The organism is Streptomyces lincolnensis, from assembly GCF_001685355.1.
GTDB lineage: Bacteria > Actinomycetota > Actinomycetes > Streptomycetales > Streptomycetaceae > Streptomyces > Streptomyces lincolnensis.
Window position 1 is genome coordinate 4,538,594 of record NZ_CP016438.1, and the last position, 26,589, is coordinate 4,565,182.

Consider the following 26,589-nt stretch of genomic DNA (forward strand, 5'->3'; position numbering starts at 1 on the left):
TCTGGATATTGAAAGTTCAAGTGAAGCTCACCAAAGGAAAGCACTAACCATCAGTTAGCGTCAAGAGATCAGAACGGCCTTGCCTAGAGCGCACTCCACGTCGTTGGCTAGGCAGACATGAAGTACACGCAGCTCGGACGCACGGGACTCAAGGTCAGCCGACTGGTGCTCGGCACCATGAACTTCGGTCCGCAGACAGACGAGGCGGACAGCCACGCCATCATGGACGCGGCGCTGGACGCGGGGATCAACTTCTTCGACACGGCCAACGTCTACGGCTGGGGCGAGAACAAGGGCCGCACGGAAGAGATCATCGGCACCTGGTTCGCCAAGAGCGCGGCCCACCGCGACAAGGTCGTGCTCGCCACGAAGGTGTACGGCACCATGGGCGCGGACGGCGAGGCCTGGCCCAACCACGACAAGCTCTCCGCCGTCAACATCCGGCGGGCGGTCGACGCCAGCCTGAAGCGGCTCCGGACCGACTACATCGACGTCTACCAGTTCCACCACATCGACCGCGCCACTCCCTTCGAGGAGATCTGGCAGGCGATCGACGTGCTGGTCCAGCAGGGCAAGATCCTGTACGTCGGCTCCTCCAACTTCCCCGGCTACAAGATCGCCCAGGCCAACGAGATCGCCGCCCGCCGCGGCGGCACCATCGGTCTGGTCAGCGAGCAGTGCCTCTACAACCTCGCCGAGCGACGCGCCGAGATGGAGGTCATCCCGGCCGCGCAGGAGTACGGCCTGGGCGTCATCCCCTGGTCACCGCTGCACGGCGGTCTGCTCGGCGGTGTCATCAAGAAGCAGGTCGAGGGCGGCCGCCGGGCCTCCGGCCGGGCCGCGGACTCCCTGGGCGACCCCACGGTCCGCGCCCAGATCCAGTCCTACGAGGACCTCCTCGACAAGCACGGCGTCGAACCCGGCGAAGCCGCCCTCGCCTGGCTCCTCACCCGCCCCGGCGTCACCGGCCCCATCGTCGGCCCCCGCACCGCGGACCAACTGGAGTCGGCCCTGCGAGCGGTGGAACTGGAACTGTCCGAGGACCTCCTGAAGGGCCTGGACGACATCTTCCCGGGCACGGGGCCCTCCCCGGAGGCTTTCGCCTGGTAGCGCCGGCGACAGCCCTGTGCCCCGAGGGGCACAGGGCTGTATCGAGTGCGGTCACTTCCCCAGCGCCGCCGCCAGGGCAACCACGACGAACATCAGCACAAGCACACCGGCCATGATCCGGTTCCGGGTCTTCGGGTCCACGCAGGGAGCCTAACCGGCCGCCCCGAGCCCCCAACGACCGACCACCTCGTACCGGGGCTGCTCCCCCGGCACCCCCGACGTCGGCAGGTTGCTCCGCACCAGGGCCAGCTCCTCGACGGCCCAGGTACGGCCGGCGAACCCCGACAGGGCCTCCACGAACCCCCGCACGTCGACATCCGACCGGCTCCGCGCCACCGTCAGATGCGCGCGGTACCGCCGGTGCTCCCCCATCTCCACCCCCGCCTTCCGCGCGGCCGCCTCCGCCCGCTCCGCCAGCAGCCGCAGCGCGGCGAGATCCCCCTCCGCCCCCGCCCACAGCGCCCGCCCGTGCCCGAACTGCCCGCCCCCACGCACCGCCAGCGGAAACGGATCGGTACGCCGGGCGGCCCGCGCGAGCCGTTCCGACAGTTCCGGTACGACGTCGTCGTCGACCTCGCCGTAGAAGGCGAGCGTGTAGTGCCACCCCGGGACGCCGGTCCAGCGCAGCGCGTCCGCGCCGGGCAGCTTCCTCAACTCGGCCACCTCGGAGGCGAGTTCGGCGATGACGTCCTCCGGGGGCAGCACGGCGGCGAAGAGTCTCATGGGGGTCAGCCTGTCACCATGGGGGCATGGAGATCACCATCAGAGACGGCGGCCCCGAGGACATACCCGTGGTCCTCGCCATGCTCGACAGCTGCGTGGAGTGGCTGGTCGCGCAAGGGCGGACCGGGCAGTGGGGCGAGAAGCCGATGTCACAGAACCCGAAGGTGGCCGAGTCGATCGCCGGGTACCTGGACACCGGCACGATGTTCATCGCCGAGGCGGACGGCGTGCCGGCCGCCACCCTGACGCTCACCGACGGCCCCGCCGCCTATGTGCCGCCCGTGGACGAGCCCGAGCGGTACATCCACTGGCTGGCCTCCGACCGCCGCTTCAAGGGCCACGGCGCGGGCAGCGCCCTGCTCGCGCACGCCGCCGAGGTCACCCGGCGGGCGGGCGTCTCGCTGCTGCGGGTGGACTGCTACGCGGGCGACGACGGCAAGCTCGTCCGCTACTACGAGGGCAACGGCTTCACCCGCGCCGAGGCCTTCACGGTCGGCGAGAAGCAGTGGCCGGGGCAGCTGCTGACCCGGAGGGTGTAGTCGTACGACACCCTCCGGACCCGAAGGACAGGAGCGGCCCGAAGGTCACGCCACCGTCGCCAGCCGCTCCTGCTCGCGCGGCACGAACCGCACCTGGGGATGGCCGCGGCGCCAGCACAACGTCAGGCGCAGATTGCCGACGCGGGCCAGGACCAGGGCGATGCTGACGGCGGCCACGGCGGAGATCACGCCGCCCGCCGCGAGGCCCGCGCGGACGCCGTACGCGTCCGTTATCCAGCCGGCGATCGGCGCGCCCAGGGGTGCGCCGCCCATGAAGACCATCATGTAGAGGGCCATCACCCGGCCGCGCATGGCCGGGTCGGTGGTCATCTGGATGCTGCTGTTCGCCGTGACGTTCACCGTCATGCCGAACATCCCTATCGGCGCCATGAGCAGGGCGAACAGCCACAACGAGGGGGCGAGGGCGGCCACTATCTCCATCGTGCCGAAGGCCACCGCGCCCGCGATCAGCACCCGCATCCGGGCCGTGCCGCGCCGGGCCGCCAGCAGCGCACCCGCCAGGGAGCCGACCGCCATGAGCGTGTTGAAGAGGCTGTAGGAGCCCGCACCCGCCTTGAAGACATCGTTGGCGAAGGCCGACAGGTAGACGGGGAAGTTGAAGCCGAAGGTGCTGACGAAACCGGCCAGGACGATGGTCCAGATCAGCTCCGGGCGCCCGGCGACATAGTGCAGGCCCTCCCGCAGCTGGCCCTTGCCGCGCGGTGCCCGCTCGACGGCGTGCAGGTCACGCGGGCGCATCAGCAGCAGGCCGGCCAGGGGCGCGACGAAGGACAGTCCGTTGGCGAGGAACGCCCATCCGGTGCCGACACCGGTGATCATCAGGCCGGCCACGGCGGGGCCGACCAGCCGGGCCGACTGGAAGTTCGCGGAGTTCAGGCTGACCGCGTTCTGGAGCTGGTCCGGGCCGACCAGTTCGGAGACGAAGGACTGGCGGGCCGGGTTGTCGACGACGGTCGCCAGGCCCACGGCGAAGGCGGCGACGTAGACGTGCCAGACCTGGACGTGGCCGGAGAGGGTGAGGACGGCGAGGCCGATCGCGGTGAGGCCCATCGCGGACTGCGTGACGAGCAGGGCGGGCCGCTTGCGCAGACGGTCGACGAGGACACCGCCGTAGAGGCCGAAGAGCAGCATCGGCAGGAACTGGAGGGCGGTGGTGACACCGACGGCGGTGGAGGAGCCGGTGAGGCTGAGCACCAGCCAGTCCTGGGCGATGCGCTGCATCCAGGTGCCGGTGTTGGAGACGACCTGCCCGAGGAAGAACAGGCGGTAGTTCCTGACCTTCAGCGAGCTGAACATGGACGAGCGCTCGGGGGTGGGCGGGGAGTCGTGGGCGGTAGGCGCGGGGGCGGAATCTGCTCCGGGTCCCGAACTCAAAAGGTTCGCCTCCTCTTTCACTTCTTACAGGTGTGCGAGTTTCTCCAGCACGGGGGCGGCGGCGCGGAGTTTCGCCCACTCGTCCTCGTCGAGGCCGTCGACCAGGGTGGCCAGGAAGGCGTTCCGCTTGGCGCGGCTCTCCGCGAGCATGGCCTCGGCCTGCTCGGTCTTCGTGACGACCTTCTGGCGCCGGTCCTCGGGGTGCGGATCCAGGCGGACCAGTCCCTTGGCCTCCAGGAGCGCGACGATGCGGGTCATCGACGGCGGCTGGACGTGCTCCTTGCGGGCGAGTTCACCCGGGGTGGCCTGGCCGCACAGGGAAAGGGTGCCGAGCACCGACATCTCGGTGGGGCTCAGCGACTCGTCGACCCGCTGGTGCTTGAGTCGACGGGACAACCGCATCACGGCGGAGCGAAGGGAGTTCACGGCGGCAGCGTCGTCGCCATGGGTTAGATCCGACATCTCTTTAGCATAACTCATTACTCTCGCTAAACAAGCTGGGGGCGCACGGAGATTCCCGTGACACCGGCCACCGAAACCCGATCGTCACCCGTACGGGTGAGTCGGCAGCGGAAAGTGAACGTCGGCCCCCGCATCCCGCGACCCTCGTGTCATGGGGACCAGCGTGCTCAGCCTGCGGATAGACGGGGAGCTGCTAGAGCGGCTCCGGGACCATGCGGCGAAAAGGGGAATGAGCGTCCAGGACTATGTGGTCCGAACGCTCATTCGCGACGACTTCGACGAGCGGTTCCAGACCGCCGTCGACGAGACGGAGAGGTTCTACGGGGTCGGGTGACCCCCGGTGCCTCAGGTCGGGCCGGTACCTCAGGTCAGGCCCAGCGCCGGCATCAGGTAGTAGAACCCGAACACGGCCGCCACCACGTACATCGCCACCGGGACCTCCCGTCCCCGGCCGGCCGCCAGGCGCAGCACCACGAAGGTGATGAAGCCCATGCCGATGCCGTTGGTGATCGAGTAGGTGAACGGCATCATCACCATCGTCACGAAGGCCGGGACGGCGATGGTGTGGTCGGCCCAGTCGATCTCCCGGACCGAGCCCGCCAGGATCAGGAAGCCGACCGCGAGCAGGGCCGGGGTGGCCGCCTGGGAGGGCACCATCGTGGCGATCGGGGTGAGGAACAGCGCCACGGTGAACAGACCGCCCGTGACGACGTTGGCGAAGCCGGTACGGGCGCCCTCGCCGACGCCGGCCGTGGACTCCACGAAGGCGGTGGTGGCCGAGGAGGAGCTGGCGCCGCCCGCGGCGACCGCGAGGCCGTCGACGAAGAGGACCTTGTTGATGCCGGGCATCTGGCCCTGGGCGTCGGTCAGCCTGGCCTCGTCGCTGACGCCCATGATCGTGCCCATCGCGTCGAAGAAGCACGACAGCAGCACGGTGAAGACGAACAGGACGCCGGTCAGGACACCGACCTTGTCGAAGCCGCCGAACAGACTGACCTCGCCGAGCAGGCCGAAGTCCGGACTGGCGACGGGGTTGCCGGGCCACTTGGGGGTGGTCAGGCCCCAGCTCGGCACGGTGGCGACCGCGTTGATGACCACCGCGAGGACCGTCATCGTGACGATCGAGATCAGGATCGCGCCGGAGACCTTGCGGACGATGAGGGCGAGGGTCAGCAGGGCGCCCAGGACGAAGACGAGGACGGGCCAGCCGTTGAGATGACCGTCGCCGCCGAGCTGGAGCGGGACGGTGGTCTGGGCCACGTCGGGGATCCGGGAGACGAAGCCGGAGTCGACGAGGCCGATCAGCATGATGAACAGGCCGATACCGATGGAGATCGCCTTGCGCAGCCCGTAGGGCACCGCGTTCATCACGCGCTCGCGCAGGCCGGTGGCGACCAGCAGCATCACGATGAAACCGGCCAGGACGACCATGCCCATGGCGTCCGGCCAGGACATCCGGGGCGCGAGCTGGAGCGCGACGACCGAGTTCACGCCCAGTCCGGCCGCGAGCGCGATCGGCACGTTGCCGACGACACCCATGAGGAGCGTGGTGAACGCCGCGGTCACGGCGGTCGCCGTGACGAGCTGCCCGTTGTCGAGCTGGTGCCCGTACATGTCCTTCGCGCTGCCGAGGATGATCGGGTTCAGCACGATGATGTAGGCCATCGCGAAGAAGGTGGCGAAGCCGCCACGGATCTCCCGCGGCAGTGTGCTGCCCCGCTCGGAGATCTTGAAGTAGCGGTCGAGCATGCCGGTGGCCATTGGATGTTCCTACGAGCAGAAGTGGACAAACGCAAAACCGTTTCAGTATGAACATATAAAGCCCAAGGCGCTATCTCCGCGCGTAGACCTGATCGCCTCGTAAGCTGTCCCCATGGCCGTGTTCTCTTCGGGACCCATCAAGCACGAGGCACCGGAGCCCCTGGAGGGGCCCGTCGTCCCGACCGTCGTCGGCGGCACGATCCTCTGGTTCGTCCTCTTCCTGGTGCAGCTCCCCTTCTACGGCTGGTTCGAGGACCGCGGCACCACGTGGTGGGTGTGGACCTGCCTGGCCGGCGCCGGGCTCGGACTGATCGGCATCTGGTACGTCCGTAAGAGGGAAGCCGCGATCAAGCGGGCGGCCGCGGCCGAGCAGGCACCCGCCCCCGCCGCGGAGTGACCGGCTCCCGTAGTACCTGAGCATCACGCGGCCGGTCCGCTCTCCTCCCCAGGTCGGAACTTCCGCCGACTCACCGGGTGAAGCCGTAGATCCGCACGTACCGTCGACTGCATGACGCACATCGACGCGGGCGCCGAACTCGACCCTGTGCACCCCGCCCCGGTCCACGCCGCCCCCGCCGGGCTGAGCACCGCCGAGGTCGCACAGCGGGTGGCGCGCGGGCAGGTCAACGACGTGCCGGTGCGCTCCAGCCGGTCCATGGTCGAGATCGTCCGCGCGAACGTCTTCACCCGGTTCAACGCGATCATCGGCGTGCTCTGGGTGATCATGCTGGGCGTCGCGCCGATCCAGGACAGCCTGTTCGGCTTCGTGATCCTCGCCAACACCGGCATCGGCATCATCCAGGAGTGGCGGGCGAAGAAGACCCTGGACTCCCTCGCCGTCATCGGGGAGGCCCGGCCCACCGTGCGGCGGGACGGTGTCGCGGTCGAGGTCAGCACCTCCGGGATCGTGCTGGACGACCTCATCGAGATCGGCCCCGGCGACAAGGCCGTGGTGGACGGGGTGGTCGTCGAGGCCGACGGGCTGGAGATCGACGAGTCCCTGCTCACCGGCGAGGCCGACCCCGTCGTCAAGCAGCCCGGCGACCAGGTCATGTCCGGCAGCTTCGTCGTCGCCGGCGGCGGCGCCTTCACGGCCACCAAGGTCGGCCGCGAGGCCTACGCCGCCCAGCTCGCCGAGGAGGCCTCCCGCTTCACGCTGGTCCACTCCGAGCTGCGCTCCGGCATCTCCACCATCCTCAAGTACGTCACCTGGATGATGGTCCCGACGGCGATCGGCCTGATCATCAGCCAGCTGGTCGTCAAGGACAACGACCTCAAGGACTCCATCGCCCGCACGGTCGGCGGCATCGTGCCGATGGTCCCCGAGGGGCTGGTGCTCCTGACCTCCGTCGCCTTCGCCATCGGCGTCATCCGGCTTGGCCGGAAACAGTGCCTGGTCCAGGAACTCCCGGCCATCGAGGGTCTCGCCCGCGTCGACACGGTCTGCCTCGACAAGACGGGCACGCTCACCGAGGGCGGCATGGACGTCACGGAGCTCAGGCCGTTGCAGGGCACCGACGAGGCGTACGTACGCAAGGTGCTGGGCGCCCTGGGCGAGTCCGACCCCCGGCCGAACGCCTCCCTGAAGGCCATCATCGACGCCTACCCGGACGCCGAGGACTGGCGCTGCACCGAGTCCCTGCCCTTCTCCTCCGCCCGCAAGTACAGCGGCGCCTCCTTCAGCGAGGGCAACGGCGAGTCCGGTACGTGGCTGCTCGGCGCCCCGGACGTCCTCCTCGACGCCGACGACCCCGCCCTCGCCGAGACCGAGCGGCTCAACGAGCAGGGCCTCAGGGTGCTGCTGCTGGCCCGCGTCGACCGTGACCTCGGCGATCCCGAGGTGGCCGTGGGCGCCGAGCCCGCCGCGCTCGTCGTACTGGAACAGCGGCTGCGGCCGGACGCGGCCGACACCCTGCGCTACTTCGCCGAGCAGGACGTCCGCGCCAAGGTCATCTCCGGTGACAACGCGGTGTCCGTCGGGGCGGTGGCCTCCAAGCTCGGGCTGACCGGCACCACGATCGACGCGCGCCGGCTCCCCGCCGACCGGGACCGGATGGCCACCGCGCTCGACGAGGGCACGGTCTTCGGGCGGGTCACCCCGCAGCAGAAGCGGGACATGGTGGGGGCGTTGCAGTCCCACGGGCACACCGTCGCGATGACCGGCGACGGCGTCAACGACGTCCTCGCGCTCAAGGACGCCGACATCGGGGTCGCGATGGGATCCGGCTCCGAGGCCACCCGGGCGGTCGCGCAGATCGTGCTGCTCAACAACAGCTTCGCGACGCTGCCGTCCGTCGTCGCCGAGGGCCGCCGGGTCATCGGCAACATCACCCGGGTGGCCACGCTCTTCCTGGTGAAGACCGTCTACTCGGTCCTGCTGGCCATCCTCGTGGTGTGCTGGCAGGTCGAATACCCCTTCCTGCCCCGCCACCTGACCCTGCTCTCCACCCTGACGATCGGCGTTCCGGCCTTCTTCCTCGCGCTCGCGCCCAACAAGGAACGCGCGAAACCGCACTTCGTGCGGCGGGTCATGCGGTACTCGATCCCGGGCGGGGTCATCGCCGCGGTCGCGACCTTCGCGACGTACCTGATCGCCCGTCACCACTACACGGGTGCGGGCGCCCTGGACGCCGAGACCAGCGCGGCCACGCTGACGCTGTTCCTGATCTCCATGTGGGTGCTGGCGATCATCGCGCGGCCGTACACCTGGTGGCGGATCGCGCTGGTGGCGACGATGGGCCTGGGCTTCCTGCTGGTCCTCGTCGTGCCCTGGCTCCAGGAGTTCTTCGCGCTGAAGCTGGTCGGGGTGACGATGCCGTGGATCGCCGTGGGCATCGCGGTGGCGGCGGCGGCCGTCCTGGAGCTCTCCTGGAAGTTGGTCGACCGCCGGTTCCCGGCGTAGCCCGCGGCTTGGCCCGCAGCCGAAACGCCGGCCCCCGGAACTCGGGAGCCGGCGCTGCGGACCGCTGCGCGGTGGGTTACTTCACGTCGACGAAGTCACCCGTGGCGTTGACGGCCGGGGTGGTCGAGGTGCCCGCGAAGGAGTACCGGAAGAAGCCGTCCACGGAGGCCTTCACGGTCGTCTTCAGGTTGCCCGTGGAGTTGGTCTTGATGGTCTTGACCGTGGTGTAGGTGCTGGCGTTCTTCTTGCGGAACTGGAGCTTCACCGGCTGGTTGGTGTACCCCGCGTACTTGTGGGTCTCCCAGTTGGCGCGGGACAGCTTGCCGGTGACCGTGATGGTCTTGCCCTTCTTCACCGGCTCCGGCGCGGCGTTGACCGTCAGCCGGGAGACCCGCTGGACCAGGGTCTTGCCGAGACCGCCCTGGACCGTCTCGCCCTCGGTGGCGTAGTCGAGGGCCAGCCCGCCGGCGGACCAGGTGCCCGCGTCGGAGTTGAGCAGCTCGTCGTAGTCCGGGTAGACGTCGATCAGGCCCTTGCAGTTGGCCGTGGTGGCCGAAGTGGCCGTGCAGGTGGCCTCCTTGTCGCCGAACAGCACGTTCTCCGGGCTGTCGAGCGAACCCTTGTAGATGAAGGGGCCGTTGGCGAAGTCCGCGGAGGTGATGTCGACGTCGGCACCGTGGGTCAGCTTGTAGGTGACCGTGGTGGAGACGTGCTGGGTCGTCCCGACCCTGACCGTCTTGGCGATCTTCAGGTTCGAGAAGCTGACGTCCAGGTCGGCCGGCACGGCCGCGGCGCTGAACGTGGACTTGGCCGACGCGTGCGAGGTCGCCTGCGCGAAGGCCTTCGCGGCGTCCGCGCGGTAGGAGGAGGAACCGTCGGCCTGCGCGGCCGGGACGGCGAGAGCGGAAAGGGCCAGGGCGCCGGAGACGGCGGCCACGGTGGCACGAATGCGCATGTGTTCCTCGAAAGGGAATGCCCCGGTGAGCCGGGGAGCGTGACCCGGTGGGCCCGGGACGGAGAGGGGACCGCCCGGCCGCGGAGTGTGCCGTGGCCGGGCGGTCGTGAGGTACCGGAGCGGTACCCCGGTTGCTTACTTCACGTCGACGAAGTCACCCGCGGCGTTGGCCGCCGGGGTGGTCGAGGTGCCCGCGAAGGAGTAGCGGAAGTAGCCGTCCACGGAGGCCTTGACGGTGGTGCTCAGGTTGCCCGTGGAGTTGGTCTTGATGGTCTTGACCGTGGTGTAGGTGCTGGCGTTCTTCTTGCGGAACTGGAGCTTCACCGGCTGGCTCGCGTAGCCCGCGTACTTGCCGGTCTCCCAGTTGGCGCGGGACAGCTTGCCGGTGACGGTGATGGTCTTGCCCTTCTTCACCGGCTCCGGCGCGGCGTTGACCGTCAGCTTCGACAGACGCTGGACCTGGAAGGTCTTGGCGTTGTCCTTCTGGACGTAGTCGGCGTCGTTGCCCGCGGCGATCGCCCACACCTTCCAGGAGCCGGCGACCTTGTTGATGAGCTCGTAGCCCGCCTCGACGGTGTAGCTCGACTTGCAGGTCGCGGTCGTGGCGTTGACCTTGGCGCAGGACGAGCGGCCGTCGCTGCTGTTGGCGACGGCGCCGCTGTCGGCGTCGTCGATGTTGGCACCGTGGTACAGGATCGCCTGCGCCCAGTCGACGCCGGAGTTGTCCGTCACCGTGAAGGAGACCGAGAACGTCTTCGAACCGGTGGCGCCGACGACGACCGGCTTGCCCCCGTTCACCACGACGTTGGAGATCTTCGTGTCCCCATGGACCTCGTCCGCCTGGGCCGCCGGGACGGCGAGAGCGGACAGGGCCAGAGCGCCGGTCACGACGCCAAGGGTGGCACGCATACGCATGTGTTCTTCCCCCGGTGGAGAAAAGGGGCCCCGACACCGTTCGGTCCACACGGCTCGTGGTCTCACAGGGGCCCAAGTGATCTAGGAGTCTGTTGACTCACGTGATCAGATCCGCGACGGAAGGGAATGGTTGTACGGTTCGTGAGAAATTTGTGCGAGAAGTTTCAAGATCCTTCGATGGGCGGGGGCCGGGAGCCGAGTGAACGAAAAGAAACTCATCGAGGCGATCCGCGACCACCCGCAGGGGTACGGCCTGGACGGCACCTACTACCCAACGGCCATGTTCCTCACCGGGATCGACGTCGGCCGGTCGAACGGGACCCTGCACGGCTTCACCGAGTGGCTCGTCGTCCGCCGGGGCGAGCTCAACAGCTTCTACTGGCACAAGCTCGTCCTCCTGGACCTGTTCCCCGACATGAGCCTCTACACCTGGAGGTCCCCGGAGCACCTGACTCCGGAGCAGCACCAACAGGCCGTGGACCACCTGTTCTCACTCGTCCTGGAGTTCCTGGACGTGCGGAACAGCCCGCGAGAACTGGGCCGGATGTACACGCGGTACGAGGCGATGTCGGCGCACATCGAGGGATAGCCGGACGCAACGGGGCCACGCCTGACGGGTGGGCCGCGGAGGGAGCCTATGAACGAGAGGGAACTGATCGAGCGGGTCCGCGACAGGCCCGGCATGTTCGGTCTCAACGGTTTCTACTACCCCACGGTCACATTCCTTGATGGATACGACCTTGGTCGTTCGGGCGCATTGTTGCAGGGCTTCACCGAGTGGCTCATAGCACGCAAGGGCAAGGAGACGAGTCTCGGCTGGCGGGCCCTCGTCCTTGAGGAGGTGTTCCCGGATTCAGGCATCAGGCACTGGTCGTCCCTGACCGAAGACCAGCAACAACCTGCCGTGGATCACTTGTTCGCTCTCCTGCTCGACTTCCTGGATGAGCGGGAGGCCCGCTAGGCGGCACGTAGCGCCTGCCCCGCCGGGAAGCTCCGGTGCGGCAGGCGTCTCCTGACGGGCGCCCTCAGTCGAACCAGCGGTCCCGGGCCAGTTCCTCCGTGCGGGACGGGTCCTCCAACAACGCCGCGACCTCGAAGCGTCGGGGCCACTGGCCCGCGGACCAGGCGAGGCCCGCCGCCACGCCCTCCAGCGTGGACGCGTGCAGGATGCCGTCGTTCGTGACGCGCCAGTCGATCTCCACTCCGTCCACGATGAGTTCCTCGTGCTCGACGTAGGAGGAGGGGGTCTGCGGGCCCAGCAGGAGCCGGACCGGCTCCGGTACGGAGTGTTCCGTGCCCTCCGAGTCGATGGAGGCCGTGACGGACTCGCTGAGGCGGCGGACCTGGAAGAGGTCGGCCAACTCGGCGGCGCGGGAGGGGCGTACGGGGAGGAGGGGGACGCCCGCGGTGAAGGGCAGCAGGTCGGGGGAGTCGCAGACCACCGCGTCGGAGGCGTCGACGACCTCCACACGGCCGTCGACCACCGCGCGCAGCTCGTCGGGGAGGGTGACGTGCTCGGGGTCGAGGTCGGCCAACGCGCCGTAGAGGGCGTGTAGTTGGGCGCCCGTGACCTGGCGGTCCGGGTCGGCCAACCGGTCCAGCAGCTCCGCCGCTCCGCCCGGCTCGTCCAGCAGCGCGGCGACCGACGTCCGGACGCCCAGCGCCCGCAACACCTGCTCGTCGTCGAAGCCGGTCGCGTCGGCCTCGTCGTAGAGGCCGCGCAGGAGAGGGTCGCCGCCGGCGGCGAGGAGGCCGGCGGGGCGGCGGCCGTCGAGGACCGGGTTGCCGCGCAGCCACCAGGCCGTGTAGGGCCGTACGACCTCGTGGGTGCCGTCGGGGAGCAGGACGCGGACGGGCTCCACGAGGGCGTCGCGCAGGGGCGGCCGGGACAGCAGCGCCAGGGCCTGGGGCCACTTGTCCTCGTCCACCAGGTCGAGGTCGCGCACGGCGACCAGTTCCGTGGCGACCGGCGGGACGGGCGTGTCGGGGAAGCGGTCGAGGATGTCCTCGCACCAGACGTCCACGGCGTCGAGGAGACCCGCGTCGTCGGGTTCCGCGAAGTCGCCCTCGCGGGGCTCCAGTTCGTCCGGGTCGAGGACGATGTCGGTGGCGCGGACGAGGGTGAAGCCGGCGAGGACTCCACAGGCGGCCAGCGGCTGTTCGCCCCACCGCTCGGCCAGCTCGGCGTCCACGGACGCGAGTTCGTCCTCGCGCATGACCTGGTGGAAGGGGCTGCCGGGGAGGACGAGTTCACCGGCGGGGGCGAGCTCTCCCTCCTCGTCGGGCAGGGCGAGGGCGCCCAGCCAGGGCTCGTCACCGGGCTCCAGGCCCGCGTCGCGGACCAACGCCAGGACGGTGTCGGCCAGTTCCTCCGCGTCCGGCGCTTCCTGCTCCCAGTCGAGGCCGCCCTCGTCGTCCAGGGAGGCCGCGACGGCGGCGCGCACCTGCGGGGTGGTGAGCACCGCGCGCGGGGTCGCGGGCAGCGCGCCGAGCTTCTCCAGGAGCGGGTGGGCGGCGTCCGGGTGGGCGACCTTGAGGCCGAGCCGGGCGAGGACCTCGGGGTCGGTCCGGGTGCCCTCGGCGGTCGGCAGCAGCACCTGCCGGGGGCCGATGGTCGTCCGCCCGTCGGCCAGCGGTACCGGCAGCCCGGACAGCCGGTCCGGGTCGACGCCCGCGAGGCTGTCGTAGAACCGCCGCCACCACTCCGGGGCCTTCTCCAGGCCCGCGAGCCGGTCCACGGCGTCGGTCAGCGGCACCCGGGCGACCCCGAGGGTCCGCAGCTCCACCCGGCGCTCCAGGCCGGCGGGCAGCAGCGTGGGCAGCACCTCGGCGAGCACCCGTACGGTGTCCGCGCCCGCGCCCTCCACCACCTCGGCGTCCCGGGGGCGCAGCGCCTCGGGCAGCTCGTCCTGCTCATCGTCCTGCCCGTCCTCCGACCCGGTGGCGGACGGCGGGAGGGCGGGAGGGAGAAACGCCGTACGCGGCAGCCGCTCCAGGATCGCCGCCCGCAGCCCGCCGTCCAGTTCGCCCTTGCCCAGCGGGCCGGGCACGAGGTCGATGATCCCGGCGGTCACCGGCCGCCAGTCGGCGAGGAGCCCGGCGTAGGCGTCCGCCGCGCGCTGCACCAGGAAGTCGGTCAGCGGGCCGGGGGCGGTGTGCCGTCGGGTGGTGTCCAGCGGGAAGGACGCGATGAGCAGGGCGGGCACGCCGAGGGGCTCGTCGCTGGGCGTGGGGGCGTGCACGACGGGGGCGGTGCGGGGGCGGGCCGGGCTGCCGTCGGCGTCGACGGGCACGGCCCAGGTGACCGACCAGTGGGGCCTCAGCCGCTCCTCGACGGGCCGGTCGGCGAGCAGCTCGGGCGTGAGCGGCCCGTTCGCGGCGACGCAGCGCCAGCGGGTCGTGCCGTCGCGGGAGTCCTCCACGACGGTGAGGGCGCCCTCGGTGCGGCGGCGCAGGGTGCGCACGGTGTCCGTCTCGATCACGACCTCTTCGAGGCCGGGCAGGGCGAGCAGCAGGGCGTCGTCCACGGCGGCCAGCAGGCGCTCGGCGAGGTCGGCGGCGGCCGGGTCGCGCAGCGGCAGGATGACGGCCGTGTCGTAGGGGTCGGGGGCGGTGCCCTCGGCGGCGAACGGCAGCCGCAGCAGCGGGACATGCCCGTCCCGGCGGCGGATCTCGTCCCCGAGGCCGGGGCTGTGCCGGGCCACGTCGGCGGCCAGCACCCGGGCCTCACCGAGCGACCAGCGGACACCGCCGTGGCGGCCCACGACGGCGGGCTCGTCGGTGACCGAGAGGACGGCGGCGAAACCGACACCGAAGCGGCCGATGGTCCCTTCGTGGGTGTCGCGCTTGGCCGATGCCCGCAGTGTGGCCAGCGACTCGACGCCGGCCGCGTCCAGCGGGGCGCCGGTGTTGGCGGCGACCAGGACGCCTTCGCGCAGGGTGAGGCGGAGCCGGCCCGGAACTCCGGCCCGGGCCGCCGCGTCGGCGGCGTTCTGCGCGAGCTCGACGACGAGCCGGTCCCGGTAGCCGCCGAGGACCAGGTCCTCCTCGGCGTTCGCGTCCTCGCGGAACCGGGCGGGGCTGGTGGCCCAGGCGTCCAGCACCCCGCGGCGTAGCCGGGCGGTCCCGAAGGGGTCCGCACCTTCGGCGGCGGGTCGCACGAACTTGCTCACGCTCACACTCTCCATCATCGGCGTGAGGTCGAAGGTACCGCTTGTGGAGCGGGGCTTCCGCGCCGGACGGTGCGTCGATTACGGAGGCGAACTGTTCACAACCCGTCGGCCGGCGATCAGGACCGTCGCATCGGCGCGGATTTTCCACCCGAAGACGGGACACTCCGTCGTGCGGCCGTCCGGCGGACCAGACTGGCCACCGTGTCAGGTGACATTCCCGAAGAAGCGGTGACGGGCGGGGCGGCCGGGAACCTGCCGGTCCCCACCCGTGGTTTCGTCGGGCGGCGGGACGAACTCACCCTGCTGGACGCCCTGTTGCGCCCGAACGGCGGAAACCGGGTCCATCGACGGCAGCTGGTGACCCTCGTCGGACCGGGCGGCGTCGGCAAGACCCGGCTGGCCCTCCAGGCGGCCCGGCGGACGCGGTCCGCGTACCCGGACGGCGTGTGGCTGGTGGAGCTGTCCCCGCTGTACAACACCGGTCTGACGGGCCCCGCCGTGGTGGGACTGGCCGTGATGGAGACGCTGCGGTTGTCCGACGAGACGACCCGCTCGGTGCTGGAGTCGCTGATCGCCTGGGCCCAGGGCAAGCGGCTGCTGCTGGTGCTGGACTCGTGCGAGCACGTCCTGACCGACTGCGCGGCCGTCGTCGAGAGTCTGCTCCTCGCCCCCGACGTGCACATCCTGGCCACCAGCCGCCGGCGCCTCGGGGTGCCCGGCGAGCAGTGCGTGGAGGTCGAGCCGCTGCCCGTGGGCACCGGACGGGACGACGCCCTGGCCCTGTTCGCCGACCGCGCGGCCGCCGTCCGCCCCGGCTTCACGCTCGACGGGACCACCCGGCCCGTCGCCGCCGCGGTCTGCCGCCGCCTCGACGGCATCCCGCTGGCCGTCGAGCTGGCCGCGGCCCGGCTCTCCACGCTGACGCTCCGGGAGCTGCACGACCGACTCGGCACGCGGCCCGAGCCCGAGCCCCTCGACCTGCTGAGCGCGCAGGACGACCGCGCCGAGCCCCGGCACCGGACCCTGCGCACCACCATCGGCTGGAGCCACGAGCTGTGCGCCCCGCTGGAACGCCTGCTGTGGGCCCGGCTGTCGGTGTTCGCCGGCGGCTTCGGCCTCGACGCCGCCCAGGAGGTGTGCGCCGACGGGCCGCTGTCCGCCCGCTGGGTCCCCGCCCTGCTCGACCGGCTCGTCGAGCAGTCCATCGTGCGGCGCCGGGGCCCGAACCGCTACGGGATGCTGGACACAGTGCGCGAGTACGGGGCCGGCTGGCTGCGGGAGTTGGGCGAGGAGGACGGCGTACGGCTGCGGCACCGCGAGTGCTACCGGCGGCTGGCCCGCGAGGCCTGCGCCGAGTGGAACACCCGCCGCCAGGCCCTGTGGTGCGCGCGTGTCCGCGCCGATCACGCCGACTTCCGGGCCGCGGTGGACTGGTCCCTGGACCGGAGCGAGGACCAAGCCGCCGCGCTGGAGATCACGGGCACGGTGGGCTTCCTGTGGCGCTACAGCGGGCACACGCGCGACGCGCTCCCCCGCCTCGACCGCGTGCTCGCCACCGGCCCTGCGCCCATGCCCGACACCGGTCCTGCGTCCGTGCCCGCCACCGACCCCGCGCCCGGGGCCGACCTCGTACGGGCCCTGTGGACACGCGGTGCCGTGGCCCTCTTCCAGGGGGACCCGGACACCGACACCTGGATCCGGCGCTGCGCCGACGCGGCACGGCGGCAGGACGACCCGGTGTTCCTCACCGCCGCCACGTACATCGCGGGGGGCCACCTCGTGATCTGTGGCCGGCCGGCCGAGGCGCTCGACGTCCTGTCCACCGCCGAGCGCCTGCCCGTCCGGGACGACTGGCTCGGAGCGGCCCAGCTCTCGGTGCTCCTCTCCGTGTCCTTCGCGCACCTGATGCGCGCCGAGTACGCACCGGCCCGCACGGTGGCCGAGGAGGTCCTGGAGGAGAGCGCCCGGCGCGGCGAGTCCTGGGCGGGCACGACAGCCGCCTACATGCTGGCGCAGGCGGACCTCGGCCAGGGCGACATCCCCTCGGCGATCCACAACGCCACCCGCACCCTCACCGGCAACAGGCTGATGCACGACACCACCATGGTGGCCGTCGCCCTCGACCTCCTGGCGAACGCCGTCGCCGCGGCGGGCGACGGCCACCGGGCCGCCCGGCTCCTCGGCATCAACGAGCACGTCTGGGACATCACCGGCAGCACCCAACTCGGCTCCCCCGCCCTCGCCGCCGCCCGCCGGGCCTGCGAACACCGCATCCGCGACACCATCGGCGAGCGGGCCTACGAGGACGCCTACGCGAAGGGGCGGAGCATGTCGTACGAGGAGGGGATGGCCTACGCGACCGACGCGCCGACGGGATGAGGCACGCCGTGAAGCGGGCTCCCGTACCGCAGGACTACGAGTGCCCCAGTTCCGCCGTTTCCTCGTCGGAGACGTCCGGTACGGAACCGGAGTCGCGGGCCGGGCGGAGCGGGAAGGGGTCCACCCGCGTCTCGTCGATCACCGGGAGGGCGGGCTGCGGAGGTTTCGGCATGACCGCGGCCTCGGAGTGCCCGCCGCAGCCGTACGCCAGCGAGACCACGCGGCCGTCCGCCGGGGCGAACTCGTTGGCGCACAGGCCGAAGGCCTGGCCCAGGGAGCCGCCGAGCGGGACCAGGAAGCCGCAGCTGACGCAGGGGGCGGGGGCGGCCTGGGCCATGGGGGTCTTGGCGCCGTAGGACTCCTCCCAGCGGTCGGCCGCGATGTGCAGGCCGTAGCGGGACAGGACGCGCGCCCGGCGCATGCCCAGTTCCTCGGCGACCGCGGTGATGGAGCCGCGCAGGGGGGCCACCGGGAGGTTCGCCGGGGGCTGCGGGGTCACCTCCGCGTCCTCCGCCTCGACCAGTTCGGCCATCTCCTCGGAGACGGGCGCGCTCGGCAGCGGCTCGTCCTCGCCGGTGTAGCCGGGTTCCAGACGCAGGTCCTCGGCGTCCGTGGGGAGCAGATCGCCCGGGCCCATGTCGCCGGGGCGCAGGCGCTCGCTCCAGGGCACCCACTCGGGTGCGAGGAGCGCGTCCGGGCCGGGCAGCAGCACGACCTCGTCGAGGGTGACGAACTTGGCGCGGGAGGCCCGGGCCACGGTGACGGCCCAGCGCCATCCCCGGTAGCCGAGTTCCTTGCACTCGAAGAAGTGCGTGACCACCCGGTCACCCTCGGACACCAGTCCCGCGTGCTCGCCGACCACACCGGGGGCGGCGGCCTCCTCGGCGGCGGTGCGGGCGAGGTCGACGGCCTCGGCGCACAAGCGGTCGGGGGTGCGGCTTCGCGTGGTCGCTGCGCTCACAGGTATCGCTTCTCTCCTACGCCGTCTCTCTGGTGCGGCGGCCGGACGGCGGCGGGGCGGACGGAGCGGACCCGGGGACCGCGTCGACGTCCACGCCCGCTCACGCTCGGGCGCACCTGTCCATCCATTCTGCGGGATGGCTGAGATACGCACGCTACCTGTTCGCGTGCGCTTGGCCTACACCGACGGGTCGGTTCACCGCCCGCCGGGGAGGATTTCCCCGGCCCGGCCGGGAGCGGCTCGGTCAAGAAGTGCGCGCCCATACGTGCGGTAACCGCACTACGCGGGGCTTTCTCGGGGCACTATGACGGGGTGGCAGCCGCGAAGACGCCCCAAGGTGCCACCGGGATCGGTGGGTCCAAAGGGATCAAGGGAAACAAGGGCAGCAGAGTCGGCAAGGGCAGTGGTCAAGGCGGCGGGACGGGCCGGGTACGCGGCTCCCTCCGCTCCGTCGGGCGTGCCCTGCACCTGCCCGCCCGCGGCATCCGCAAGGCGACCCACGCGCACGGAGCCGGCGAGTCCGGTCTGGGCAAGCTGATCGAACTCCACGGGGTGAACGGCGCCGGTGACGTGATGATCACCGTCGCGCTCGCCTCCACCGTCTTCTTCTCCGTCCCCACGGACGAGGCCCGCGGCCGGGTCGCGCTCTACCTGGCGATCACCATGGCGCCCTTCACGGTGCTCGCCCCGGTGATCGGCCCGCTCCTGGACCGGCTGCCGCACGGCCGCCGGGCCGCCATGGCGGGCGCCATGCTCGCCCGCGCCCTGCTCGCCCTGGTCCTGTCGGGCGCGGTCGTCACCGGCAGCATCGAGATGTATCCGGCCGCGCTCGGCGTGCTGGTGGCGTCGAAGGCGTACGGCGTGGTCAGAAGCGCGGTGGTGCCACGCCTGCTGCCACCGAAGTTCTCCCTGGTCAAGGCGAACTCCCGGGTCACTCTGGGCGGGCTCCTGGCGACCGGGATCGCGGCGCCGATAGGGGCCGGGCTCCAGGCGCTCGGACCGCGCTGGCCGCTCTACGGCGCCTTCGTGATCTTCGTGGCGGGGACCTTCCTGTCCTTCACGCTGCCGCCGAAGGTCGACTCGGCCAAGGGCGAGGACGTGGCGCTGCTGGCCGCCGACGAGAACCATCTGCACGGCCCGCATCTCAAGCCGGTCAAGCGGCCCGGGCTGCGCACGGTCGGCATCGCCGTCACCCACGCCCTCGGCGCCAACGCGGCCCTGCGCTGTCTGTCCGGCTTCCTGACCTTCTTCCTCGCCTTCCTGCTGCGGGAGCATCCGCTCAGCGGCGAGAGCGCGGCGGTGTCCCTGGGCATCGTGATCGTCGCGGCGGGCGCGGGCAACGCCATCGGTACGTCGGTGGGGGCCTGGCTGCGCTCCAGAGCGCCGGAGCTGATCATCGTGACGGTGGTGGCGATCGTGGTGGGCGCGGCGATCACCGCGGCGATCTTCTTCGGCGCGGTCCTGGTGGCGTGTCTGGCGGGGATCGCCGGGTTCGCGCAGGCCCTGTCCAAGCTGTCGCTGGACGCGCTGATCCAGCGGGACGTGCCGGAGCAGGTGCGCACCTCGGCCTTCGCCCGCTCCGAGACGCTGCTCCAGGTGTCGTCGGTGTTCGGGGGCGTGGTCGGCATCGTGATGCCGCTCAACGGCACGCTGGGCCTGTTCGTGGGCGCCGCGTTCGTCGCCGTCGGCTGGCTGGCCACCGTCAAGGGGCTCCTCGGCTCGGCCCGCCACGGCGGCGCGGCGCGGCCGCGGGTGGCGTAACGAACGGGGCACGCCGCACCCCTCGTAGGGGGAGTGGCGGACCCGCCCGATAGCCTTCGGGCATGACCACGCTGCCCCGCGGTGAAGCCGCTGATGTTCACGGCGTTGTGCGACGCCGCCGCGCCGTCGCTGTCGCCGGTGCCGTTTCCGCCGGACTGCTTCTGCTCTCTGCCTGCGACAAGCCGTCGCCTCGCGCCACCGTGACGGTCGGCAAGAACTCGGTGAGCGCCGAGGCCGCCTGCTACGACGACGGCAAGGACATCGGCCAGGAAGAGGCCACCAAGTGCGCCCAGAAGAAGGGCGGCGACACGATCGAGGTGCCGCAGAGCGAGACCCTGCGCATCGGTGTCGACCCGGAGATCGCGGACACCGGCTGGGCGCTGTGGATCAACGGCCAGCAGGTCACCAGCGTGTACAAGAAGACGTACTACTCCTTCCAGGGCGTCGACCTCTTCGCCGACCAGCAGGGGCAGGCCGCCCCGAAGACGCTGAACATCAGCGTCGTCCAGCAGAACAAGGCCGCCCAGAGCAGCAAGTACGAGGGCGTGTGGAACTTCCGGCTGGAGAACGGGGACGCCTGATCCGCGGCCTCTTCCCGTCATGCGCGTACTCGTAGCCACCGCGGTCCCGGTCGAACGGGACGCGGTGGCACGCGCGTTCCCGGGGCCCTTCGAGGAGGTACGGCTGCCCGGTGCGACCCTGCGCCGGGCGGCCGGCCACGACCTGCTCGCCGTCGGTGTCGGCCCCGCCCTCGCCGCCGCCTCCACCGCCACCGCTCTCACCGTCGCCGCGCTCGAAGGCAGCCCCTACGGCCTCGTCGTGTCGGCCGGGATCGGGGGCGGCTTCGCGCCGCAGGCGCCCGTCGGGTCGCTCGTCGTCGCGGAGGAGATCACCGCGGCCGACCTGGGGGCCGAGACGGCGGAGGGGTTCGTGCCGGTGACCGGGCTGGGGTTCGGGGTCGTCACGCACCGTCCGCCGGAATCACTCGTTCGGGAGGTCGTGTCGGCGACCGGGGCGCGCCCCGGCACCGTGCTCACCGTGTCGACCGTGACCGGAACGGCCAGCCGGGCCGCCGCGCTGCGGGCCGCCCACCCCCGCGCGCTCGCCGAGGCCATGGAGGGCTTCGGGGTCGCCGAGGCGGCCGCGGCGCACGGCGTGCCCGTCCTGGAGCTGCGGGCGGTGTCCAACCCGGTGGGCCCGCGCGACCGCGCCGCCTGGCGCATCCCGGACGCCCTGGCGGCCCTCACGGCGGGCTTCGGGAAGCTCGCACCCGTACTGGAGAGTTGGAACCCGTATGACGACCAGTGAGCCCATGGCGACCGGTGAGCCCCTGCGGATCGCGTACTCGCCCTGCCCGAACGACACCTTCACTTTCGACGCGCTCGCCCACGGCCGCGTCCCCGGCGCCCCCGCCCTGGACGTGACCTTCGCGGACATCGACGTCACCAACTCCATGGCCGAGCGCGGCGAGTTCGACGTGCTGAAGGTGTCGTACGCCGTGCTGCCGTACGTCCTCGACGAGTACGCGCTGCTGCCGTGCGGCGGGGCGCTGGGCCGGGGCTGCGGGCCGCTCGTCCTCACCCGTGGGCCCGGCCTCGACCTCACAGGGCGGACGGTCGCCGTGCCGAGCGAGCGCTCGACGGCGTATCTGCTGTTCCGGCTGTGGGCGGCCGACGTGCTGCCCGGCCCGGTGGGCGAGATCGTGGTCATGCCGTTCCACGAGATCATGCCCGCCGTGCGGGACGGCAAGGTCGACGCGGGACTCGTCATCCACGAGGCCCGCTTCACGTACCGGAACTACGGACTGCACAAGCTCGCGGACATGGGCGAGCACTGGGAGCACACCACCGGGCTGCCGATCCCGCTGGGCGCGATCATCGCCAAGCGTGCGCTGGGCGCGGGGACCCTGACCCTGCTGGCCGATTCCATTCGTACGTCCGTCCGCGCGGCCTGGGACGACCCCGAGGCGTCCCGTGCGTACGTCATGGAACACGCCCAGGAAATGGATCCGTCCGTCGCCGACCAGCACATCGGTCTGTACGTCAACGAGTTCACCGCCGACCTCCGCGAGGACGGCTATGCGGCGGTCCGCGGGTTGCTCACCCGTGCCGCGGCCGAGGGACTGGTACCGCCCCTCGGCCCGGACGCGTTGGAATTTCCGTAAAGCGCGGTTATACGTCGAGTTGGTCGGCGACCGCGCGCAGCAGGCCGGCGATCTTCCCGCCGGCGGCCTTGTCGGGGTAGCGGCCCCGCTCCAGCATCGGCGTGATGTTCTCCAGCAGAGTCGTCAAGTCCTGGACGATGGAGGCGAGTTCGTCCGGTTTCTTGCGGGTGGCGGCCGCCACCGACGGTGTCGGATCGAGGATGGTGACGGAAAGTGCCTGGTCACCGCGCTGGCCGGCGACCACTCCGAACTCCACTCGCTGCCCCGGCTTGAGTGTCTCGACTCCGGCGGGGAGGACCGAGGAATGCACGAAGACGTCACCGCCGTCGTCGCGGGAGAGAAAGCCGAAGCCCTTCTCACTGTTGAACCACTTGACCTTGCCGGTAGGCACGTCTGTCCTCGTCCTCGTACTCGTCGGAAAACTGCTTCTGAAACGGCTCTTGATAGCACTCGGGCGGGTCGTCGGACCCGCCGGTACCAAGGCTAATGGTCTTCAGGCCGGTGACAAGACGTCGCCCGGTTGTTCCTTCGCGCTGGGAACTACCCTGGTCCGGTGCGTGACAAAACCCAAACGAATTCCGCCGAGCCCGGTGACCGACTGATCCGCGCCGGTGCTGTCCTGTTCTTCATCGGTACCGTGGCCACTCTCGTCACGGTGGCCCCGTTTCTTCTCGGTACGACGCCTTTTCCGACGTACATGTTCGGACTGAGCATGCTCATGGGCGTCGGGTTCCTGGTGGCCGGTGCCGGCGTTTTCCGGTCGATCGCGGCGGGACGGCGTCAGGCGCGGGCCGGGCGGTAGGCGGCGAGCCAGGCCGGGAACTCGGTCAGATCCGTGAGGACGACGTCCGCGCCGGCCTCGGCCAGCTCCCCCGCGTCGCACGGACCCGTGGGAACCGCGACCGACAGGGCGCCGGCCGCCCGGGCGCCGCGGATGTCCCCGAGGTGGTCGCCGACGTAGACGCCCGCCCCGTGCTCACGCAGCGCCTCGGCCTTCTGCTCCGCCCACAGGTCGCCGATGACCGCGTCCGGCTCGATGCCCAGGTGCTCCAGGTGCAGCTTGGCGTTCGGCTCGAACTTCGCGGTGACGACGATCGCCCGCCCACCGGCCTGCCGTACGGCGGCGATCGCCTCGCGGGCGCCGGGCATCGCGGGGCTCGCGGCGATGGCGATCGACGGGTACATCGAGCGGTACAGATCGGCCATGGCCGCCACCTGGTCCGCCGGGAACCAGTGGATCAGCTCCTCCACGAGCGGCGGCCCGAGCCGGGTGACCGTCAGGTCGGCGTCGATGTACGTCCCCGTCCGCTCGGCCAGCGCCTGGTAGCAGGCGCGGATGCCGGGACGGGAGTCGATGAGGGTCATGTCGAGGTCGAAGCCGACGGTCGGGGCGGGGGCGGGAGTGGGGGCGGGTTCGGTCGTGGAGGCCATATCGGCCATTGTGCCCAGTGGGTGTAAACGGCAGGCATCCGCGGGGTGTGACCTGTCCCGCCCCTCCTGTCCGGCCTCTCCTGTCCCGCCGGGGCGGTCTACCTCCGTCGCTGCGACCGCCACACCAGGAACAGCGCCGACGTCACCGCCGCGCCCCGGACCACCCACGGCCAGGTCTCGCCGATCGCCGCGTTCATGTGGCCCTCGGCGATGGGCTCGCCCCAGCGGCCCTCGGTGCGGCCCCACAGCCACAGCACCCCGGCCGCGACGGAGAGGCTGGGCAGGATCACGACCGCCCACTTCGTCTCGGCGTCGCTGAGCCGCCGGGAGGCGTAGGCGATGGCCCAGCCGAGCACGAGGGCGATCCAGTTGCCGAGGACCGCGCCGACGACGAGGAGTGCGGCGGCCAGGAGCAGGAAGGGGTTGCTCCAGCCGGTGCCGCCCGCCATGCGCAGGGGCAGCCGACGGCGGCGGGTCGGGGCGTCGGCCACGGCGTCCGCGGCCGGTGCGGCGGACGCGGGCTTCCCGGTGGCCGTGGCCGTCCTGGGCTTCCACCAGGTCCTGCCCGCCTTGCCCGGGGCCTTCTCGACGGCCGGGGGCGCGGCGGCCCCCTTGTCCGCCGCTGTCTCCTCCTTCTCCGTCTCCTTCACGGGCGGAGGCTTGAGCAGCTCCGGGATCTCCACACCGCCGACGAAGCCGGGCACGCTGTCCCCGACCCCGAAGGGACTGTCGTCCACCCGCCACCAGTCGGGCTGGGTGGCGCTGTCGCCGAGTTCGTCGACGCTCGCGAAGTGCGGCGGGGAGACGGGCTCGGGGTCCGGCGCGGGGGCCGGTGCCTGGGCCGCGCGGGGGCGGGGCACGGCCCGGCGCAGCCGCCTGGACCGGCCGGTCTCCTCGTTCTGTCCGTCCCGTTGGACGGGCACGGCGACGGCCGGTTCCTCCGCTGCGGCCGCGGGCCGGGTGCCGTCGCCCGCCGCGGCGACGACCTCGTCCGGGCTGCCGAGCCGGGCGATGATGCGGCGGACGGCGGCCGGACTGTCGACGGGCGCCCTGGACCGGCGCCGGTCGATCTCGCCCCGCAGCTCCGAGACCAGGCGCATCCGGGCGGACGACGGCAACTGCCGCTGCTGCGCCACGTCGCCGACGCGGCTCAGATACTCGTAGACGACCTGGTCGCTCTCGATACCCACGAAGTCCCCTCCGGGGTCGGTGCCTTGGATACCCCGTCGGACGACGGTAGCGCAGGCCAGCCGCCATGGGTGGGTGCCGGGCGGGGCGTCATGTCGGCTCGCAGACGTAGGGGTTCTCGACCTCGGAGCAGAGCCGGTTGCCGTATTCGCGCAGGACGTCCCTGCCGCCCTGGTCGGTGAGGTAGGTCAGGAAGGCGGCGGCGACGGAGCCGGCGGGCGGCTCGCCGTAGGTGTAGGCGAACTCGGTCTGCCAGTACGGGTAGTCGCCGTTCTCGACGGCGTCCAGAGTGGCCCGCTGGCTGGCGATCGGCAGCTGGACGAGGTGCCGGTCCTCCTTGATCTTGGCCGCGGCGCTGCTGACCTCGCTGTAGCCGAGGGCGCCGGGGGCCGCGGCCACGGTCTCCAGCATGGTCTGGGTGCTGTCGACCTCGCAGATGCCGTAGGTGTCCTCCTCCAGGGCGGCGCAGTTCTCCACCGTGGGTCCCAGCGGCTGCTTCCTGTTCAGGACGCGGGCGACGAGGGCGCTGCGGGTGCCGGAGGTGACGTGCCGGTTGACGAGGTGGACGGGGACGTCCTCGCCGCCCAGCTGCGACCAGTTGGTGATCTTCCCGGCGTACAGGCGGCGGATCTGGTCGGGGGTCAGGTTGCCGACGCCCGCGTCCTTGTTGACGACGAGGGTGAACACGGAGTAGGCGATGGCCCGGCTGAGCACGCGGGCGTGGTCGCCGCCCACGATGCCGTCCGCGAAGGTGATGTGGTCGCCGAGTCCGTCGCCGACCTCGATCTTCCGGTCCCGGCCGGCCTTCTCCAGGTCGGCGAGGCCCTCGCCGCTGCCGTCGAAGGTGCCCTCGTCGATGGGGATGCTCACGTCGGCGCCCTGGCAGGCCTCCTCGTAGCGGGCGGCGGCCTCCCGGACGGCGGGCGCGAAGGCGGTGGAGCCGTTGAGGTGCAGGGTTCCGCCGACGCAGTCCAGCGGGGTGCGGTTCTCGGGCAGGAACAGGGTGACGCTCTGGGCGACGACCGCCAGGGCCAGCAGTCCTATGCCGATCCAGGCCGGGCGGGAGGCGAAGACATGGCTCTCCGTCCTGGCCAGCTTGAACCTGAAGTACCGCACCAGCGGCTCGAACCAGCGGCGGGGCCCGCCCACCGCGCCGACGAAGACCGGCCGGGGGAAGGGCTCGCCGGTGTCGTCGTCCGTCCAGCGCTCCAGCACGACGAGCACCTTGTACTCGGCCCGCAGCGGGAGCTTCGCCTTCGGCAGCCTGACGACTCCCCTGCGCAGCTCGCCCTCCTCGACGTTGCGGTAGCCGAAGCCCTCGTCCTCCGGCGTGAAGAAGGTCTCCAGCTCCGGCTGGCTGAGGTGGGTGACGACGAGTCCGGCGACCTGGCGGTCCCGGAAGGTGACCGTGATGCCGCAGGGGTTGTTGCCGCGGGTCAGGTAGTCGCTGTCCTCGATCGGGGCCGAGCCCGCGTTCTCGATCCGCAGCAGGACGAAGGAAGGATCCTTCAGCCGGTGGCCGTCCCGCTGCATGTCCCGCAGCACTCCGGCGTACGGCGACTGGGTCGCGTCCGCGGCCAGTGCGTCCATCTGCACGCGGTAGCCGAGCCGCTTGCGGCCGACGACCGCGAACTCCCAGAAGAACGCCAGGGAGGGGATCGCGACACTGATCACGGCGACCCAGTTGTCGAAGTCGAGGTCCACCCCGGGATCCCCCAATCCCCTTGACCCGACCGATGGTTGAAGGGCCGAGTGGTTGTCAGGGTGCCCA

25 protein-coding genes are annotated in these 26,589 nt (G+C 71.4%); 13 read left to right on the forward strand and 12 right to left on the reverse strand.

Annotated elements, in window-relative coordinates:
• The first annotated feature begins 117 nt into the window (after positions 1 to 117).
• Complete coding sequence (locus tag SLINC_RS20070) at positions 118 to 1,110, forward strand: aldo/keto reductase (protein ID WP_067434844.1); 993 nt, start codon at positions 118 to 120, stop codon at positions 1,108 to 1,110.
• A 150-nt stretch (positions 1,111 to 1,260) separates the two neighbouring features.
• Here the strand turns inward: SLINC_RS20070 and thpR are convergent, their stop codons facing one another.
• Complete coding sequence (gene thpR, locus SLINC_RS20075) at positions 1,261 to 1,833, reverse strand: RNA 2',3'-cyclic phosphodiesterase (protein ID WP_067434847.1); 573 nt, start codon at positions 1,831 to 1,833, stop codon at positions 1,261 to 1,263.
• A 26-nt stretch (positions 1,834 to 1,859) separates the two neighbouring features.
• Here thpR and SLINC_RS20080 point away from each other — a divergent pair, with 26 nt between their 5' ends.
• A complete protein-coding gene (locus tag SLINC_RS20080; protein WP_067434850.1) occupies positions 1,860 to 2,372 on the forward strand; it encodes a GNAT family N-acetyltransferase in 513 nt (170 codons plus the stop codon).
• A 45-nt stretch (positions 2,373 to 2,417) separates the two neighbouring features.
• Here the strand turns inward: SLINC_RS20080 and SLINC_RS20085 are convergent, their stop codons facing one another.
• A complete protein-coding gene (locus SLINC_RS20085; RefSeq protein ID WP_107406641.1) occupies positions 2,418 to 3,767 on the reverse strand; it encodes an MFS transporter in 1,350 nt (449 codons plus the stop codon).
• A gap of 24 nt (positions 3,768 to 3,791) precedes the next feature.
• Positions 3,792 to 4,229 (reverse strand): MarR family winged helix-turn-helix transcriptional regulator, encoded by a 438-nt coding sequence (locus SLINC_RS20090; RefSeq protein WP_067434856.1) that lies wholly within the window; start codon positions 4,227 to 4,229, stop codon positions 3,792 to 3,794.
• Positions 4,230 to 4,380: 151 nt separating this feature from the next.
• On the opposite strand from SLINC_RS20090, the gene SLINC_RS20095 reads away from it, so the two are divergent.
• Positions 4,381 to 4,563 carry a ribbon-helix-helix protein, CopG family gene (locus SLINC_RS20095; protein WP_067434859.1) on the forward strand — a complete coding sequence of 61 codons (183 nt, stop codon included), beginning with the start codon at positions 4,381 to 4,383 and terminating at the stop codon, positions 4,561 to 4,563.
• 29 nt (positions 4,564 to 4,592) lie between these two features.
• Here the strand turns inward: SLINC_RS20095 and SLINC_RS20100 are convergent, their stop codons facing one another.
• The gene (locus SLINC_RS20100) at positions 4,593 to 5,990 is read right to left on the reverse strand and encodes an NCS2 family permease (RefSeq protein WP_067434862.1); all 1,398 of its coding nucleotides are present in this window, start codon (positions 5,988 to 5,990) and stop codon (positions 4,593 to 4,595) included.
• Positions 5,991 to 6,102: 112 nt separating this feature from the next.
• On the opposite strand from SLINC_RS20100, the gene SLINC_RS20105 reads away from it, so the two are divergent.
• Both SLINC_RS20105 and SLINC_RS20110 read left to right on the forward strand, forming a co-directional pair.
• Positions 6,103 to 6,387 carry a DUF2530 domain-containing protein gene (locus SLINC_RS20105; protein WP_067434865.1) on the forward strand — a complete coding sequence of 95 codons (285 nt, stop codon included), beginning with the start codon at positions 6,103 to 6,105 and terminating at the stop codon, positions 6,385 to 6,387.
• A 111-nt stretch (positions 6,388 to 6,498) separates the two neighbouring features.
• A complete protein-coding gene (locus tag SLINC_RS20110) occupies positions 6,499 to 8,892 on the forward strand; it encodes an HAD-IC family P-type ATPase (protein ID WP_067434868.1) in 2,394 nt (797 codons plus the stop codon).
• Positions 8,893 to 8,968: 76 nt separating this feature from the next.
• Here SLINC_RS20110 and SLINC_RS20115 read toward each other — a convergent pair whose 3' ends face one another.
• Both SLINC_RS20115 and SLINC_RS20120 read right to left on the reverse strand, forming a co-directional pair.
• Positions 8,969 to 9,847 carry a hypothetical protein gene (locus SLINC_RS20115; RefSeq protein ID WP_067434871.1) on the reverse strand — a complete coding sequence of 293 codons (879 nt, stop codon included), beginning with the start codon at positions 9,845 to 9,847 and terminating at the stop codon, positions 8,969 to 8,971.
• Between the two features lie 135 nt (positions 9,848 to 9,982).
• Complete coding sequence (locus SLINC_RS20120; RefSeq protein ID WP_067434874.1) at positions 9,983 to 10,762, reverse strand: calcium-binding protein; 780 nt, start codon at positions 10,760 to 10,762, stop codon at positions 9,983 to 9,985.
• A gap of 199 nt (positions 10,763 to 10,961) precedes the next feature.
• Between SLINC_RS20120 and SLINC_RS20125 the strand changes: the two genes are divergently transcribed.
• Together SLINC_RS20125 and SLINC_RS20130 are read left to right on the forward strand one after the other, a co-directional pair.
• Positions 10,962 to 11,351: a hypothetical protein gene (locus tag SLINC_RS20125; protein WP_067434877.1), complete on the forward strand. Its 390-nt coding sequence runs from the start codon at positions 10,962 to 10,964 to the stop codon at positions 11,349 to 11,351.
• A gap of 48 nt (positions 11,352 to 11,399) precedes the next feature.
• On the forward strand, positions 11,400 to 11,723 hold the full coding sequence (locus SLINC_RS20130) for a hypothetical protein (protein ID WP_067434880.1): 324 nt from the start codon (positions 11,400 to 11,402) through the stop codon (positions 11,721 to 11,723).
• 64 nt (positions 11,724 to 11,787) lie between these two features.
• Here the strand turns inward: SLINC_RS20130 and SLINC_RS20135 are convergent, their stop codons facing one another.
• Entirely contained in the window at positions 11,788 to 14,934 is a 3,147-nt protein-coding gene (locus SLINC_RS20135; protein ID WP_067434883.1) for a sacsin N-terminal ATP-binding-like domain-containing protein, read from the reverse strand.
• A 201-nt stretch (positions 14,935 to 15,135) separates the two neighbouring features.
• On the opposite strand from SLINC_RS20135, the gene SLINC_RS20140 reads away from it, so the two are divergent.
• On the forward strand, positions 15,136 to 17,313 hold the full coding sequence (locus SLINC_RS20140; protein WP_159425348.1) for an ATP-binding protein: 2,178 nt from the start codon (positions 15,136 to 15,138) through the stop codon (positions 17,311 to 17,313).
• Between the two features lie 34 nt (positions 17,314 to 17,347).
• On the opposite strand, the gene SLINC_RS20145 is transcribed toward SLINC_RS20140, so the two are convergent.
• The gene (locus tag SLINC_RS20145; RefSeq protein ID WP_067434889.1) at positions 17,348 to 18,274 is read right to left on the reverse strand and encodes a DUF3027 domain-containing protein; all 927 of its coding nucleotides are present in this window, start codon (positions 18,272 to 18,274) and stop codon (positions 17,348 to 17,350) included.
• 312 nt (positions 18,275 to 18,586) lie between these two features.
• Here SLINC_RS20145 and SLINC_RS20150 point away from each other — a divergent pair, with 312 nt between their 5' ends.
• The 4 genes from SLINC_RS20150 (at position 18,587) to SLINC_RS20165 (ending at position 22,199) form a co-directional block, all read left to right on the forward strand.
• Positions 18,587 to 20,035, forward strand: a complete 1,449-nt coding sequence (locus SLINC_RS20150) for an MFS transporter (protein WP_067434892.1) — start codon at positions 18,587 to 18,589, stop codon at positions 20,033 to 20,035.
• 62 nt (positions 20,036 to 20,097) lie between these two features.
• Positions 20,098 to 20,616 (forward strand): hypothetical protein, encoded by a 519-nt coding sequence (locus SLINC_RS20155; RefSeq protein WP_067434895.1) that lies wholly within the window; start codon positions 20,098 to 20,100, stop codon positions 20,614 to 20,616.
• 19 nt (positions 20,617 to 20,635) lie between these two features.
• On the forward strand, positions 20,636 to 21,343 hold the full coding sequence (locus SLINC_RS20160) for a futalosine hydrolase (protein ID WP_067434898.1): 708 nt from the start codon (positions 20,636 to 20,638) through the stop codon (positions 21,341 to 21,343).
• On the forward strand, positions 21,330 to 22,199 hold the full coding sequence (locus SLINC_RS20165; RefSeq protein ID WP_067434901.1) for a 1,4-dihydroxy-6-naphthoate synthase: 870 nt from the start codon (positions 21,330 to 21,332) through the stop codon (positions 22,197 to 22,199). Before SLINC_RS20160 ends, SLINC_RS20165 begins: the two co-directional genes overlap by 14 nt.
• A gap of 7 nt (positions 22,200 to 22,206) precedes the next feature.
• Here SLINC_RS20165 and SLINC_RS50190 read toward each other — a convergent pair whose 3' ends face one another.
• Positions 22,207 to 22,590 carry a cold-shock protein gene (locus SLINC_RS50190; protein WP_067434904.1) on the reverse strand — a complete coding sequence of 128 codons (384 nt, stop codon included), beginning with the start codon at positions 22,588 to 22,590 and terminating at the stop codon, positions 22,207 to 22,209.
• 162 nt (positions 22,591 to 22,752) lie between these two features.
• Between SLINC_RS50190 and SLINC_RS20175 the strand changes: the two genes are divergently transcribed.
• A complete protein-coding gene (locus SLINC_RS20175; RefSeq protein WP_067434907.1) occupies positions 22,753 to 23,001 on the forward strand; it encodes a hypothetical protein in 249 nt (82 codons plus the stop codon).
• Here the strand turns inward: SLINC_RS20175 and SLINC_RS20180 are convergent.
• From SLINC_RS20180 to SLINC_RS20190, 3 genes are all read right to left on the reverse strand, one after another.
• Positions 22,980 to 23,630: an HAD family hydrolase gene (locus SLINC_RS20180; protein ID WP_375141495.1), complete on the reverse strand. Its 651-nt coding sequence runs from the start codon at positions 23,628 to 23,630 to the stop codon at positions 22,980 to 22,982. The genes SLINC_RS20175 and SLINC_RS20180 overlap by 22 nt on opposite strands.
• Before the next feature lie 98 nt (positions 23,631 to 23,728).
• On the reverse strand, positions 23,729 to 24,820 hold the full coding sequence (locus SLINC_RS20185; RefSeq protein ID WP_067434913.1) for a hypothetical protein: 1,092 nt from the start codon (positions 24,818 to 24,820) through the stop codon (positions 23,729 to 23,731).
• A gap of 88 nt (positions 24,821 to 24,908) precedes the next feature.
• On the reverse strand, positions 24,909 to 26,522 hold the full coding sequence (locus tag SLINC_RS20190) for a PstS family phosphate ABC transporter substrate-binding protein (protein ID WP_067434916.1): 1,614 nt from the start codon (positions 26,520 to 26,522) through the stop codon (positions 24,909 to 24,911).
• Between the last annotated feature and the right edge of the window lie 67 nt (positions 26,523 to 26,589).

Coding starts and splice junctions, on each gene's coding strand:
- SLINC_RS20070 (WP_067434844.1), top strand. CDS start 118: ATGAAGTACACGCAGCTCGGACGCACGGGACTCAAGGTCAGCCGACTG.
- thpR (WP_067434847.1), bottom strand. CDS start 1,833: ATGAGACTCTTCGCCGCCGTGCTGCCCCCGGAGGACGTCATCGCCGAA.
- SLINC_RS20080 (WP_067434850.1), top strand. CDS start 1,860: ATGGAGATCACCATCAGAGACGGCGGCCCCGAGGACATACCCGTGGTC.
- SLINC_RS20090 (WP_067434856.1), bottom strand. CDS start 4,229: ATGTCGGATCTAACCCATGGCGACGACGCTGCCGCCGTGAACTCCCTT.
- SLINC_RS20095 (WP_067434859.1), top strand. CDS start 4,381: ATGGGGACCAGCGTGCTCAGCCTGCGGATAGACGGGGAGCTGCTAGAG.
- SLINC_RS20100 (WP_067434862.1), bottom strand. CDS start 5,990: ATGGCCACCGGCATGCTCGACCGCTACTTCAAGATCTCCGAGCGGGGC.
- SLINC_RS20105 (WP_067434865.1), top strand. CDS start 6,103: ATGGCCGTGTTCTCTTCGGGACCCATCAAGCACGAGGCACCGGAGCCC.
- SLINC_RS20110 (WP_067434868.1), top strand. CDS start 6,499: ATGACGCACATCGACGCGGGCGCCGAACTCGACCCTGTGCACCCCGCC.
- SLINC_RS20115 (WP_067434871.1), bottom strand. CDS start 9,847: ATGCGCATTCGTGCCACCGTGGCCGCCGTCTCCGGCGCCCTGGCCCTT.
- SLINC_RS20120 (WP_067434874.1), bottom strand. CDS start 10,762: ATGCGTATGCGTGCCACCCTTGGCGTCGTGACCGGCGCTCTGGCCCTG.
- SLINC_RS20130 (WP_067434880.1), top strand. CDS start 11,400: ATGAACGAGAGGGAACTGATCGAGCGGGTCCGCGACAGGCCCGGCATG.
- SLINC_RS20155 (WP_067434895.1), top strand. CDS start 20,098: ATGACCACGCTGCCCCGCGGTGAAGCCGCTGATGTTCACGGCGTTGTG.
- SLINC_RS20160 (WP_067434898.1), top strand. CDS start 20,636: ATGCGCGTACTCGTAGCCACCGCGGTCCCGGTCGAACGGGACGCGGTG.
- SLINC_RS20165 (WP_067434901.1), top strand. CDS start 21,330: ATGACGACCAGTGAGCCCATGGCGACCGGTGAGCCCCTGCGGATCGCG.
- SLINC_RS20180 (WP_375141495.1), bottom strand. CDS start 23,630: ATGGCCTCCACGACCGAACCCGCCCCCACTCCCGCCCCCGCCCCGACC.